The organism is Salmonella sp. HY31, assembly GCF_042604575.1.
GTDB lineage: Bacteria > Pseudomonadota > Gammaproteobacteria > Enterobacterales > Enterobacteriaceae > Salmonella > Salmonella diarizonae.
Map to the genome: position 1 here is coordinate 4,745,489 of NZ_CP170479.1, position 13,065 is coordinate 4,758,553.

11 protein-coding genes are annotated in these 13,065 nt (G+C 52.5%); 2 read left to right on the plus strand and 9 right to left on the minus strand.

Annotated elements, in window-relative coordinates; translation table 11 throughout:
• Nucleotides 1-30: 30 nt before the first annotated feature.
• From rffG to trxA, 8 genes are all read right to left on the minus strand, one after another.
• Nucleotides 31-1,098, minus strand: a complete 1,068-nt coding sequence (gene rffG, locus ACE15A_RS22730; protein WP_053510972.1) for a dTDP-glucose 4,6-dehydratase — start codon at nt 1,096-1,098, stop codon at nt 31-33.
• On the minus strand, nt 1,098-2,360 hold the full coding sequence (gene wecC, locus ACE15A_RS22735; RefSeq protein WP_053510970.1) for a UDP-N-acetyl-D-mannosamine dehydrogenase: 1,263 nt from the start codon (nt 2,358-2,360) through the stop codon (nt 1,098-1,100). Before wecC ends, rffG begins: the two co-directional genes overlap by 1 nt.
• Complete coding sequence (wecB, locus tag ACE15A_RS22740; protein WP_023247375.1) at nt 2,357-3,487, minus strand: non-hydrolyzing UDP-N-acetylglucosamine 2-epimerase; 1,131 nt, start codon at nt 3,485-3,487, stop codon at nt 2,357-2,359. Before wecB ends, wecC begins: the two co-directional genes overlap by 4 nt.
• Before the next feature lie 55 nt (nt 3,488-3,542).
• Nucleotides 3,543-4,589: an ECA polysaccharide chain length modulation protein gene (gene wzzE / locus ACE15A_RS22745; protein ID WP_000193413.1), complete on the minus strand. Its 1,047-nt coding sequence runs from the start codon at nt 4,587-4,589 to the stop codon at nt 3,543-3,545.
• An 11-nt stretch (nt 4,590-4,600) separates the two neighbouring features.
• Nucleotides 4,601-5,704: a UDP-N-acetylglucosamine--undecaprenyl-phosphate N-acetylglucosaminephosphotransferase gene (gene wecA / locus ACE15A_RS22750; RefSeq protein WP_064055737.1), complete on the minus strand. Its 1,104-nt coding sequence runs from the start codon at nt 5,702-5,704 to the stop codon at nt 4,601-4,603.
• A gap of 239 nt (nt 5,705-5,943) precedes the next feature.
• Nucleotides 5,944-7,203, minus strand: a complete 1,260-nt coding sequence (gene rho / locus ACE15A_RS22755) for a transcription termination factor Rho (RefSeq protein ID WP_001054532.1) — start codon at nt 7,201-7,203, stop codon at nt 5,944-5,946.
• Between the two features lie 87 nt (nt 7,204-7,290).
• A complete protein-coding gene (locus ACE15A_RS22760; RefSeq protein WP_134820045.1) occupies nt 7,291-7,374 on the minus strand; it encodes a rho operon leader peptide in 84 nt (27 codons plus the stop codon).
• A 247-nt stretch (nt 7,375-7,621) separates the two neighbouring features.
• The gene (trxA, locus tag ACE15A_RS22765) at nt 7,622-7,951 is read right to left on the minus strand and encodes a thioredoxin TrxA (protein ID WP_001280776.1); all 330 of its coding nucleotides are present in this window, start codon (nt 7,949-7,951) and stop codon (nt 7,622-7,624) included.
• Nucleotides 7,952-8,094: 143 nt separating this feature from the next.
• On the opposite strand from trxA, the gene rhlB reads away from it, so the two are divergent.
• Both rhlB and gppA read left to right on the plus strand, forming a co-directional pair.
• On the plus strand, nt 8,095-9,360 hold the full coding sequence (gene rhlB, locus ACE15A_RS22770; protein ID WP_000047525.1) for an ATP-dependent RNA helicase RhlB: 1,266 nt from the start codon (nt 8,095-8,097) through the stop codon (nt 9,358-9,360).
• 136 nt (nt 9,361-9,496) lie between these two features.
• On the plus strand, nt 9,497-10,978 hold the full coding sequence (gene gppA / locus ACE15A_RS22775; RefSeq protein ID WP_023247372.1) for a guanosine-5'-triphosphate,3'-diphosphate diphosphatase: 1,482 nt from the start codon (nt 9,497-9,499) through the stop codon (nt 10,976-10,978).
• 39 nt (nt 10,979-11,017) lie between these two features.
• Here the strand turns inward: gppA and rep are convergent, their stop codons facing one another.
• Nucleotides 11,018-13,042 (minus strand): DNA helicase Rep, encoded by a 2,025-nt coding sequence (gene rep, locus ACE15A_RS22780; RefSeq protein WP_053510967.1) that lies wholly within the window; start codon nt 13,040-13,042, stop codon nt 11,018-11,020.
• Nucleotides 13,043-13,065: the final 23 nt, after the last annotated feature.

Genomic DNA, 13,065 nt, shown 5'->3' on the forward strand with positions numbered 1-13,065 from the left:
GTTTCTCCTCCAGGAGTAAGAGCCTGCCGTTTAGCGTTTCAGACCTAAGCGTTCGCCCTGATAACTGCCATCCTGCACGGGTTTCCACCAGGCCTCATTGGCGAGATACCACTGAACGGTTTTTCGCATCCCGCTTTCGAAGGTTTCCTGCGGCGTCCAGCCCAGCTCGCGGGCGATTTTCGACGCGTCGATGGCATAACGTAAGTCATGACCGGGCCGATCGTCGACAAAGGTAATCAGATCGTGATAATTCACCACACCCGGCGGTTTTTGCGGGGCCAGTTCCTCCAACAGAGCGCAAATCGTCCTGACTACATCCAGATTTTTGCGTTCGTTATGACCGCCGATATTATACGTTTCGCCCACCGCGCCGTTCGTCGCCACGTGATACAACGCGCGGGCGTGATCCTCCACATACAGCCAGTCGCGAATTTGCTGACCGTTGCCATAGACCGGCAATGGTTTACCCGCCAGCGCGTTCAGAATCATCAGCGGAATCAGTTTTTCCGGGAAATGGTATGGCCCGTAGTTATTAGAGCAGTTGGTGACAAGCGTAGGCAGACCGTAGGTACGTAACCAGGCGCGTACCAGATGGTCGCTGCTGGCTTTGGAGGCGGAGTAAGGGCTGCTTGGCGCATATGGCGTGGTTTCGGTGAAGAAATCGTCTGCGGTATGCAGGTCGCCATACACTTCATCGGTGGAGATATGATGGAAGCGGAACGCCGCTTTAGCGTCCGCGTCAAGCGCGGACCAGTAAGCGCGAGCGGCCTCCAGCAAGGTGTAAGCACCAACGATATTCGTTTCAATAAACGCCGCCGGGCCGTCGATGGAACGGTCTACATGGCTTTCCGCCGCCAGGTGCATCACGCTATTGGGCTGATACTGCTGGAAAATTCGCTCCAGTGATGCCCGATCGCAGATATCCACCTTCTCAAAGGCGAAACGGTCGCTTTGCGCCACCGACGCCAGAGACATCAGGTTGCCCGCATAGGTGAGTTTATCCACCACCACCACCGCGTCTGCCGTTTCATGGATGATATGCCGCACCACCGCAGATCCGATAAAGCCTGCGCCGCCAGTCACCAGAATGCGTTTCATCAGCGCCAGACTCCTTTGGTATCGACCACATAACGCTGATGAACCGCATCGCCGCGAATCGCTTTAAATTCGTCGTGATCGACCAGCATCACCAGCACATCGGCGGCGGCCAGCGCCGCGTCCAGTTTCGCCAGCGTGCAAACTCCATCTAATTTTTTCGGCAACTGACGAATATTCGGCTCGACGACCAGGGTTTCGCCGCTGTGCCAGCGGGCGATACTTTGCGCGATCCCCATCGCCGGGCTTTCGCGCAGATCGTCGATATTCGGCTTAAAGGCCAGCCCAAAACAGGCGATTTTCACTTCGCTGGCGCGTTTATCGGTGGCCGCCAGGCAATCTGCGACCGCGGCTTTTACCTGGTCGACCACCCAGTGCGGTTTGCCGTCGTTCACTTCACGCGCGGTGCGAATCAGTCTCGCCTGCTGCGGATTTTGCGCCACAATAAACCACGGATCGACTGCAATGCAGTGCCCGCCAACGCCGGGGCCCGGCTGCAAAATATTGACGCGCGGATGGCGGTTCGCCAGGCGGATCAATTCCCAGACGTTAATCCCCTGATCGGCGCAAATCAGCGACAATTCATTCGCAAAGGCGATATTCACATCACGGAAGCTATTTTCTGTCAGCTTGCACATCTCTGCGGTGCGCGAGTTGGTGACAACGCATTCGCCCTCAAGGAAAATTTTGTACAGCGCGCTGGCGCGAGCCGAACATACTGGCGTCATACCGCCAATCACGCGGTCATTTTTAATGAGTTCCACCATCACCTGACCCGGCAGCACACGCTCCGGACAATAGGCGATATTAACGTCGGCCTGCTCGCCCGCCTGCTGGGGAAAGGTCAGATCCGGACGCATCCCGGCCAGCCAGCCAGCCATTTGCTCCGTTGCGCCAACCGGCGATGTCGATTCCAGAATCACCAGCGCCCCTTTTTTTAATACGGGCGCAATGGATTTCGCCGCGGCTTCCACATAAGCCATGTCAGGGTCGTGATCACCTTTGAATGGCGTCGGCACTGCAATCAGGTATGCATCGGCCTCGACAGGCGTCGTCGTTGCACGCAGAAAGCCGCCTTTCACCGCCATCTTCACTACATTGCCCAACGCCGGCTCCACGATGTGAATTTCACCGCGATTTATGGTGTCTACTGCATGTTGGTTGATATCCACGCCGATAACCTGCTTCTGACGGGAAGCAAAAGCGGCCGCAGTGGGTAATCCGATATACCCCAGCCCAATAACAGAAATGGTCGTAAAACTCATAACGATACCCGATAACTTTTTAACGCCTGTAAAATGCGCGCGCATGACTGCCCGTCGCCATAAGGATTATGGGCGCGGCTCATGGTTTGATATTCATTTTCGTCGTGCAGCAGACGCATGACTTCCGCCACAATGCGCCGGGAGTCCGTGCCGACCAGCCTTACCGTACCGGCGGTAATCGCTTCCGGACGCTCTGTGGTTTCACGCATGACCAATACCGGTTTACCCAGTGACGGCGCTTCTTCCTGAATACCGCCGGAATCCGTCAGAATGAGCCAGGCGTGATTCATCAGCCAGACAAAAGGTAAGTAGTCCTGCGGCTCAATCAGTACTACGTTTTCAACATGGCCGAGGATACGGTTGACAGGTTCGCTGACGTTGGGATTGAGATGCACCGGATAGACAATTTGCACATCCTGGTTCGCTGCGGCGATTTCCGCCAGCGCATGGCAGATATGCTCAAAGCCCTGACCAAAGCTTTCACGTCGATGACCGGTCACCAGAATCATCTTCTTATTCACGTCGAGGAAAGGATACTGCTCGGCCAGTTCAGCCTGTAATGTATCGCTCGCCAGAACGCGATCGCGTACCCAGATCAGCGCATCGATAACGGTATTGCCGGTGACAAAAATGCGCCCATCCGGAATATTCTCCCGCAACAGATTCTGCCGCGAGTTTTCGGTCGGCGCAAAGTGGTACATCGCCAGATGTCCGGTCAGCGTGCGGTTTGCCTCTTCCGGCCACGGGGAATAGAGATCGCCGGTTCGCAACCCAGCTTCTACGTGCCCCACCGGAATACGTTGATAGAAAGCCGCCAGGCTGGTAGCAATCGTAGTGGTGGTATCGCCATGAACCAGCACCACATCAGGTTTAAAATCTGCCAGGATCGGCTTTAATCCCTCCAGAATTCGGCAGGTAATTTCCGTCAACCCCTGTCCCGGCTGCATAATATTGAGATCGTAATCAGGCACAATAGAAAAAAGAGTTAATACCTGATCAAGCATCTCCCGATGCTGCGCAGTAACGCATACTTTGGCCTCGAAATGAGGATCTTTTTCCAGCGCATGGACCAGAGGCGCCATCTTAATGGCCTCCGGTCGTGTACCAAATACAGTCAGTACTTTCACATCGATTCTCTTCGAATAGACAGCAGGGGCCCAGCCCCCTACTGCAGAGGTGTTGCTAAATCGTGCGGCGACGGGTTAAGGCAACGCCCGCACCGATTAGCGCCCCAACGATACCCCACATGATCATCAGGAAGGCTCGGCGTGGGCTATCACGTTTTACCGGTTCTTCCGGCGTACGCAAATAACGATAGGTCTGAAAACGAGGGTCCAGGGTCGGCCCCACATTAAGCGTATTCAACATTGCCCGATTTTGAAAGTAGTCCAAATCGAACGCAGGGCCAACCGCTTGCAGGTTTTCAAGACGCGCCTGTAACATAGGGCGACCGAGTAAAAAAAGCTCTGAGTCCGGTAATTCATCCGCCGGGACATCCGTCGCGCTACGAGAAATATTATGTTGTTCCGCAATTTTGAGCGCCTGCTCAATACTGTTTACACGACGTGAATAGATCGCTTTCGCAACCTCTTCCTGCCGTTTGACCTGCGCTTTCATCTGCACGGTACGCGCAGCCCAGGCGCCTTTTAATTCATCATTCAGATGGCTCGCCGCCCGCTGACTGGCGAACGCGACATACTGACGCAGCAGATTATTGGCGTCCGGCGCGGTTTCAGCAATCAGCTTCACGTTGTCGTTGATAGCGCGTGTAAAATCACCTGGCGTAAACTGAATGTTATTGATCAGTTCATCAAGCATCGCCGCATCAGCTTTGCTATTCCCGACCATTCGCTGCTTATAATAATCCGTCTGTAACCAGAAATCGCGACGCGTATCCCAGGAGGCAAGCTGCATGATGAACTCTTTATACGCTTCGTCCATCACCGAGGGCTTATCGGAAGAGGCGGGATCGGTCTTAATATCCAGATTGCGCAGAAACTGTTGCTGGGAGTAATAACCGCCCAACATATTTACGGTTGGGCGATCGGTGATCGCCGTCGCGCTCCACTCCTGACGAGCAAAAAAGGTATAGGCTAACGCGATAAGGGCAAATAGCAGGCCAATGCCGATAATCCAGAATTTGCCGGCCCATAAAGTACGAAACAACCCGCGAATATCCAGTTCATTTTCAGCGCTCACCGCGCGTGCCCCCGGTAATGGTTGTGTCATCGTATCCTCATTTACTTAGTTAAGTTTGGCCGGTTCTCACGGTGCCTGCGCAGGCGGCGTTTCACACGCTTAATAAATCTCGCCACCTTCCAGGCCCGCTTAATACAGTAGCCATAGAGGAAGAATGCTAGCAAAAAGAGCACCAACATAACCCACTCAGGAACAAAATGAGAATATTCTGCCGTTACGCCTACTCCCGCCAGAATGGCGGCAGCAAGCGTAATCAGTACAAACGCCTGACGAGAGGTAAATCCGGCGCGCATGATAAGGTGGTGAATGTGTTGACGATCGGGTGAGAAGGGACTCATTCCTTTACGCAGACGGCGATACATAATCGCCACCATATCCATCAGCGGGATAGCGATAATCCATAGCGCGGTAACCGGACTAATAGGGTGAGTTTTCCCCTGCGTCGTTTCCAGTAAGATCCAAATAACGGTAAAACCAATCAGAGTACTACCGGCATCACCCATAAAGACTTTATAACGCCACCCCAAAATACCAAGATTAAGCATAATGTAAGGCAGAATTGCGGCGATCATGGCGAAGCACCATATTGCCAGGCTGGTTTGGCCATCAAACCATAAAATCAGCCCCATCGCCGCAAATGAGACGCTGGATAGCCCGCCCAGCAGGCCGTCAATACCGTCAACCATATTGAAGGCGTTGATCGCCGCCCATACGGCAAACAGAGTAAGGAAATAACCGAAGGGACCGAGTACCATCTCCCAGGAGCCAAAGATATAACCGAGGCTGCTAAGATAGAGTTTACCGAATACCATCATAATGATACCGATCGCAGCCTGTATGGTCGCACGGATCTTTACGCTGATATCAAAACGGTCGTCCAGCGCACCGATAAGAACCAGTACGCCCGCACAAGAAAGATAAAGCGACGCATGAGGAATATAGTGATCAACGATTCCGAATGTGAAGCAAATCCCTGCGTAAACCGAAATCCCTCCAACCAACGGTATCAGCCCCTGGTGGCGTTTACGGAAGTTGGGTTTATCCACTAAACCGATTTTTTTTGCGACCTTACGCGCAAAAAACAGGAACAGTGTCGTGAATAAAAAAATACTGATGAGATCAGTACTCACGGTCAGTAAATTCACAATGCGTGCTCTCAGATAAAATTAATACCAGAAGTATAACCATGAAGACCTTTATTCAGAAGGGAAACCCTGCTCTGAACCAGGCAGAATTGTTTAAATATCAACCACACGATACCGATAACGAATGGATCGCGAAGCCCCGACCCGGTTTATCATCGTTTTGTAAATGTGTCGTTAAGATTACAGATATAAAACAAAAACGCCACGTAAAAACGTGGCGTTTTCAGGTAAAGACCAGATTATGAGCGCTTCATCATCTCGAAAAAGTCGTCATTAGTTTTGGTCATCGCCAGTTTGTTAATGAGGAATTCCATCGCGTCAATTTCACCCATCGGATGGATGATTTTACGCAGTATCCACATTTTCTGCAACTCTTCCTGGGTGGTAAGCAGCTCTTCTTTACGCGTACCGGAACGGTTGTAGTCGATAGCCGGGAAGACACGTTTTTCAGCGATCTTACGCGAGAGATGCAGCTCCATGTTACCGGTGCCTTTAAACTCTTCGTAGATAACTTCGTCCATCTTGGAACCGGTATCGATCAGCGCCGTCGCGATGATAGTCAGGCTACCGCCCTCTTCCACGTTACGCGCCGCACCGAAGAAACGCTTCGGACGATGCAGGGCGTTAGCGTCCACACCACCGGTCAGTACTTTACCAGAAGCAGGCACCACGGTGTTGTAGGCACGCGCCAGACGGGTGATGGAGTCGAGCAGGATGATAACGTCTTTTTTGTGTTCAACCAGACGTTTCGCCTTCTCGATAACCATTTCGGCAACCTGAACGTGGCGGGATGCCGGTTCGTCAAAGGTAGAAGCAACGACTTCGCCTTTCACCAGACGCTGCATCTCGGTCACTTCTTCCGGACGTTCGTCGATCAACAACACCATCAGCACGCAGTCTGGATGGTTATACGCAATGCTCTGCGCGATGTTCTGCAGCAGCATGGTTTTACCCGCCTTCGGCGGCGCGACAATCAGACCACGCTGGCCGCGGCCAATCGGCGAAGCCAGATCCAGAACGCGCGCCGTTAAGTCTTCGGTAGAACCGTTACCACGTTCCATACGCAGACGAGAGTTTGCGTGCAGCGGGGTTAAGTTCTCAAAGAGGATTTTGTTACGGGCGTTTTCCGGTTTATCGTAGTTAACTTCGTTAACTTTCAACAGCGCAAAATAGCGTTCACCTTCTTTCGGCGGGCGAATCTTACCAGAAATGGTATCACCAGTGCGGAGGTTGAAACGGCGGATTTGGCTGGGGGAAACGTAGATATCATCAGGACCGGCGAGGTAGGAGCTGTCTGCAGAACGGAGGAAACCAAATCCATCCTGCAGTATCTCCAGCACACCGTCGCCAAAGATATCTTCGCCACTCTTTGCGTGCTGCTTCAGGATGGCAAAAATAATGTCCTGCTTGCGCATACGGGCCAGGTTTTCCAGCCCCATACTTTCGCCGAGAGTGATCAGCTCAGAAACCGGCGTATTCTTTAATTCGGTAAGATTCATAATGGTGTGAGTTCTTAAACTTGGGGTAAATCTCGAACTTAATGTTGTGAATGGTATGGCAGGGTCATCCATGCCTGTTTACGGCTATCAACTCATGTCTGTTCGCTGTCTGGTCACAGGAAAGTACGCAGAACTGAAACGACAAGACGGAATGAGCGAAGAGCCAGGAATCTTTCCACTTCTCGTGCGAGAAAAAACGGGAAGTGACGGATAAAACCAGATTCAAACTTAATAAGGTATGTTTAATTCGAAGTCAATACTAACTTAGCACGACTCAGACCGGGCGTCCAGAGATCCTGACAATTTAAGAATAACGAAAGGACAACGGACGCCACGAAACTGCCTGATACCTTAATCATTCGTCGAATGACAGACCCCTGACCATACAGCGCCTTTATCATTCGACGTATAAACGGTATTACGCCAGATTGGCGTCGAGAAACTCTTTCAACTGACCTTTAGACAATGCGCCTACTTTGGTTGCCGCCACTTCGCCGTTTTTAAACAGCAGCAGAGTCGGAATACCGCGGATGCCATATTTAGGCGCAGTACCTGGATTCTGGTCAATGTTCAGTTTGGCAACAGTCAATTTGCCCTGATATTCGTCAGCGATTTCATCCAGAATCGGAGCGATCATTTTACACGGTCCGCACCACTCTGCCCAGAAATCAACGAGGATAGCCCCGTCCGCTTTGAGTACATCCGTGTCAAAACTGTCGTCAGTCAGGTGAATAATTTTATCGCTCATATATAACTCCACAGGAATAAGCCTGGCGTGTTGGTGTAGCATTAACCAACGAGGTGCTGATGTTAACTTCGCCAACAAAGGTTGACTTTATTTCACCGGATACGCTTTCGTAAAGCAATAGTAAGCTGATATTCTACCACACTATGAGCAAAACACATTTAACAGAACAGAAGTTTTCCGACTTCGCCCTGCACCCACAGGTGGTTGAAGCCCTTGAAAAAAAAGGGTTTTATAATTGTACGCCCATTCAGGCACTGGCCCTTCCGCTAACGCTGGCGGGTCGTGACGTTGCAGGGCAGGCGCAAACCGGTACCGGGAAAACGATGGCGTTTCTGACGTCAACGTTTCATTATTTACTTTCTCATCCCGCGATCGACGATCGCAAGGTGAACCAGCCGCGCGCGCTGATCATGGCACCGACGCGTGAATTAGCCGTACAAATTCACGCCGACGCGGAACCGTTGGCGCAAGCGACAGGCTTAAAATTAGGCCTGGCTTACGGCGGCGATGGTTACGACAAACAGCTTAAAGTGCTGGAAAGCGGCGTTGATATTCTTATCGGTACGACGGGCCGACTGATCGACTACGCCAAACAAAATCACATTAACCTCGGCGCCATTCAGGTCGTCGTACTCGATGAAGCCGATCGCATGTACGATTTGGGCTTTATTAAAGATATCCGCTGGCTGTTCCGTCGTATGCCGCCGGCTGCGCAGCGTCTGAATATGTTGTTCTCCGCCACCCTGTCTTACCGGGTTCGCGAACTGGCGTTTGAACAGATGAACAACGCCGAATATGTTGAAGTTGAACCGGAGCAAAAGACCGGCCACCGCATTAAAGAAGAGCTTTTCTACCCCTCTAATGAAGAGAAAATGCGTTTACTGCAAACGCTGATCGAAGAAGAGTGGCCAGATCGCGCCATTATTTTCGCCAACACCAAGCATCGTTGCGAAGATATCTGGGGACATCTGGCGGCAGACGGCCATCGTGTTGGTCTGTTGACCGGCGACGTCGCGCAGAAAAAGCGCCTGCGGATTCTGGATGAGTTCACCCGCGGCGATCTGGATATTCTTGTGGCGACCGATGTTGCGGCGCGCGGGCTGCATATTCCCGCCGTAACGCACGTCTTTAACTACGATCTGCCGGACGATTGTGAAGACTATGTTCACCGTATCGGTCGTACCGGTCGCGCAGGCGCCAGCGGACATTCCATCAGTCTGGCTTGCGAAGAATATGCGCTGAATTTGCCCGCCATTGAGAGCTATATCGGCCACTCGATTCCGGTCAGCAAATACAATCCGGAAGCGCTCATGAACGATCTGCCCAAGCCGTTGCGCCTGACGCGTTCGCGCCCTGGCAATGGTCCGCGCCGCGCTGGCGCTCCGCGTAATCGTCGTCGTTCAGGTTAAGAAAAGTTATGCCATACACAAAATCATTTAGCCTGTATCAAGGCGGCAAGAAAACGAATCCCGATAAGCTTACTTTAGTAAGTGATTTGGGGGAGAGTACGCAGCCAACACGGATACAGGTTGAAGGATGAAGTGTATGAATTCTACCTCGTTGTATGCAGCCATTGATCTCGGTTCCAATAGTTTTCATATGCTGGTCGTACGTGAGGTGGCGGGAAGCATCCAGACGCTGACCCGAATAAAACGCAAGGTGCGTCTGGCCGCTGGTCTGAACAGCGACAACCGACTTTCAGCCGAAGCGATGGAACGCGGCTGGCAATGCCTGCGCCTGTTTGCTGAACGTTTGCAGGATATTCCACAGCCGCAAATCCGCGTGGTTGCCACCGCAACATTGCGTCTCGCCGTCAATGCGGGTGAATTTATCGCAAAAGCGCAGATCATCCTCGGTTGTCCGGTGCAGGTTATCAGCGGCGAAGAAGAGGCGCGGCTGATTTATCAAGGTGTCGCTCATACCACCGGCGGCGCAGATCAGCGGCTGGTGGTGGATATCGGCGGCGCCAGTACTGAACTGGTTACTGGCACTGGCGCACAAACCACGTCGCTGTTTAGCCTGTCGATGGGCTGCGTAACGTGGCTTGAACGCTATTTTAGCGATCGTAATCTGGCGCAAGAAAACTTTGATGATGCGGAGAAGGCCGCGCGCGATGTGCTGCGTCCGGTCGCCGATGAACTGCGTTTTCATGGCTGGAAAGTCTGCGTGGGTGCCTCCGGCACCGTACAGGCATTGCAGGAAATCATGATGGCGCAGGGGATGGACGAGCGCATTACGCTCGCCAAACTGCAGCAGCTAAAACAACGCGCGATACAGTGCGGGCGTCTGGAAGAGCTGGAAATCGAAGGCCTGACGCTGGAACGCGCGCTGGTTTTCCCAAGCGGGCTGGCTATTCTGATCGCGATATTTACCGAGTTGAACATCCAGTGCATGACGCTGGCAGGCGGCGCGTTACGCGAAGGGCTGGTGTATGGGATGCTGCACCTGGCGGTGGATCAGGATATCCGCAGCCGCACGCTGCGAAACATTCAGCGTCGGTTTATCGTCGATACCGATCAGGCGAATCGCGTAGCGAAGCTGGCGGATAACTTCCTCAAACAGGTAGAAAATGAATGGCATATTGAGCCTATCAGTCGTGAACTGTTGCTTAGCGCCTGCCAGTTGCATGAGATCGGTCTGAGCGTTGATTTTAAACAGGCGCCCTATCATGCCGCCTATTTAGTACGCCATTTGGATCTGCCTGGCTATACGCCCGCGCAGAAAAAGTTGCTCGCTACCCTCTTACTGAATCAGACCAATCCGGTCGATCTCTCTTCGCTTCATCAGCAAAACGCGGTACCACCCCGTGTTGCGGAACAGCTATGCCGTTTGCTGCGACTGGCGATTCTCTTTGCCGGTCGCCGTCGTGACGATCTGGTACCAGAAATTACGCTACAGGCGCTAAATGAAAATCTGACGTTAACCTTGCCTGACGGCTGGCTGGCGCATCACCCGCTGGGTAAAGAGTTGATTGATCAGGAAAGCCAGTGGCAAAGCTATGTACACTGGCCGCTGGATGTTCGCTAAACGTAGTCTGATTTCCGGATGGCGCTTCGCTTATCCAGCCTACGGTTTCGCTCGCTTTGCCGCCATCATGGCTTTTAGATTAGCCAGGTGACTTTGCCCTTTTTGCATTCGTTCTTCGGCGCTCACCACTTTGCGCTCCAGTTCCCAGATTAAATCATCCTGCGGCAGTTCCAGCAGGAAGCGACTGGGTTCCGGGCGTACCAGTTCCCCATACTGACGGCGCTCTTTACATAATGTAAAGGTGAGCTCTTTCTGCGCGCGGGTGATCCCGACATAGGCCAGCCGACGCTCTTCCTCAATATTATCTTCGTCAATGCTGCTTTGATGCGGCAAAAATCCTTCTTCCATTCCCACCATATACACATACGGGAATTCCAGCCCCTTCGAAGCATGAAGCGTCATCAACTGTACCTGATCAAGCTCTTCTTCGCTCTCGCCACGCTCCATCATATCGCGCAGCGTAAAGCGTGTAACCACCTGGGTCAGCGTCATCGGCTCATCAAGTTCGTTGCCTTCCAGCATTTCGGTCATCCAGCTAAAGAGCTGGTTAACGTTTTTCATACGCATTTCCGCCGCTTTGGGACTCGGCGAGGTTTCGTACAACCAGGATTCATAGTCAATACCGTGGATGAGATCGCGCACGGCGGCGATAGGCTCGCGTTCGGCCAGACGCTGGATTTCCCCCAGCCAGTGGGTAAAACGCGTCAATGAATCGTAACCACGCCCGGTCAGCTTCTGGCTAAGCCCCATATCAAAGCTGGCGGTAAACAGGCTTTTATTACGCGTCATTGCCCATTCACCCAGCTTTTGCAGAGTGGCCGAACCGATTTCGCGTTTTGGCGTATTCACGATGCGCAGGAAAGCGCTGTCATCATCCGGGTTGGTCAACACCCGCAGGTAGGCCAGCAGGTCTTTAATCTCAGGACGGGAGAAGAACGATGTGCCGCCGGAAATTTTGTACGGAATACGGTTCTGCATGAGGAATTTTTCAAATACCCGCGACTGATGGTTCCCGCGATACAGAATGGCGTAATCCTTGTACTGGGTCTTGTTCACAAAGTGATGGGCAATCAGTTCGCCGGTAACGCGCTCAGCTTCATGCTCTTCATTGTTTGCGCTTAACACTTTGAGTTCCGCGCCGTAACCGAGTTCGGAAAAGAGGCGTTTTTCAAAGACGTGCGGATTATTGGCGATAAGAATATTCGCCGCTTTCAGAATGCGGCCCGAAGAGCGATAGTTTTGTTCCAGCTTGATCACCTGCAACGCCGGGAAATCCTGGCTCAGTAACACCAGGTTTTGTGGGCGCGCCCCACGCCAGGAGTAGATAGACTGATCGTCATCGCCCACCACGGTAAAGCGCGCACGTTGCCCGACCAGCAGCTTAACCAGCTCATACTGGCTGGTATTAGTATCCTGATATTCATCCACCAGTAGATAACGAATTTTATTCTGCCAGCGCTCGCGTACCTCGTCATTGCGTTGCAGCAGCAGCGTCGGCAGCAGAATCAAATCATCAAAATCGAGAACGTTACATGCCTTCATATGGGCGTCATAAAGCCCGTAGCAGTGGGCAAAAATACGATCGCGTTCACCTTTTGCCTCCGCCGCTGCCTGCGCAGGCGTTTTGAGATCGTTTTTCCAGTTGGAGATCGTGGAGATCAGCTGTTGTAACAGAACCTTGTCGTCTTCGATCAGGCCTTCGGTCAGCTCTTTGAGCAAGGCGACCTGGTCGGTATCGTCAAACAATGAAAAGTTCGATTTCATCCCCAGCGCAACGTACTCGCGCTTAATAATATCCAGCCCTAGCGTATGAAAGGTGGAGATCATCAAACCGCGCGCTTCCTTACGACCGAGCGTCTGCCCGACGCGTTCTTTCATTTCGCGCGCCGCTTTATTGGTAAACGTCACCGCCGCAATATGCCGGGCCTGATAGCCGCATCCGCGGATCAGGTGGGCGATTTTATTGGTAATTACGCGAGTTTTACCAGAACCCGCCCCAGCCAGCACCAGGCAGGGTCCGGTGACGAATTCGACAGCGTGTTGTTGGCCGGGATTTAAACGCATGGGAATAGTGCTCAATCTTCGAA

Bases quoted from the DNA above. Each gene is read 5' to 3' on its own strand.
- rffG (WP_053510972.1), bottom strand. From the start codon at position 1,098: ATGAAACGCATTCTGGTGACTGGCGGCGCAGGCTTTATCGGATCTGCG.
- wecC (WP_053510970.1), bottom strand. From the start codon at position 2,360: ATGAGTTTTACGACCATTTCTGTTATTGGGCTGGGGTATATCGGATTA.
- wzzE (WP_000193413.1), bottom strand. From the start codon at position 4,589: ATGACACAACCATTACCGGGGGCACGCGCGGTGAGCGCTGAAAATGAA.
- rho (WP_001054532.1), bottom strand. From the start codon at position 7,203: ATGAATCTTACCGAATTAAAGAATACGCCGGTTTCTGAGCTGATCACT.
- trxA (WP_001280776.1), bottom strand. From the start codon at position 7,951: ATGAGCGATAAAATTATTCACCTGACTGACGACAGTTTTGACACGGAT.
- rhlB (WP_000047525.1), top strand. From the start codon at position 8,095: ATGAGCAAAACACATTTAACAGAACAGAAGTTTTCCGACTTCGCCCTG.
- gppA (WP_023247372.1), top strand. From the start codon at position 9,497: ATGAATTCTACCTCGTTGTATGCAGCCATTGATCTCGGTTCCAATAGT.
- rep (WP_053510967.1), bottom strand. From the start codon at position 13,042: ATGCGTTTAAATCCCGGCCAACAACACGCTGTCGAATTCGTCACCGGA.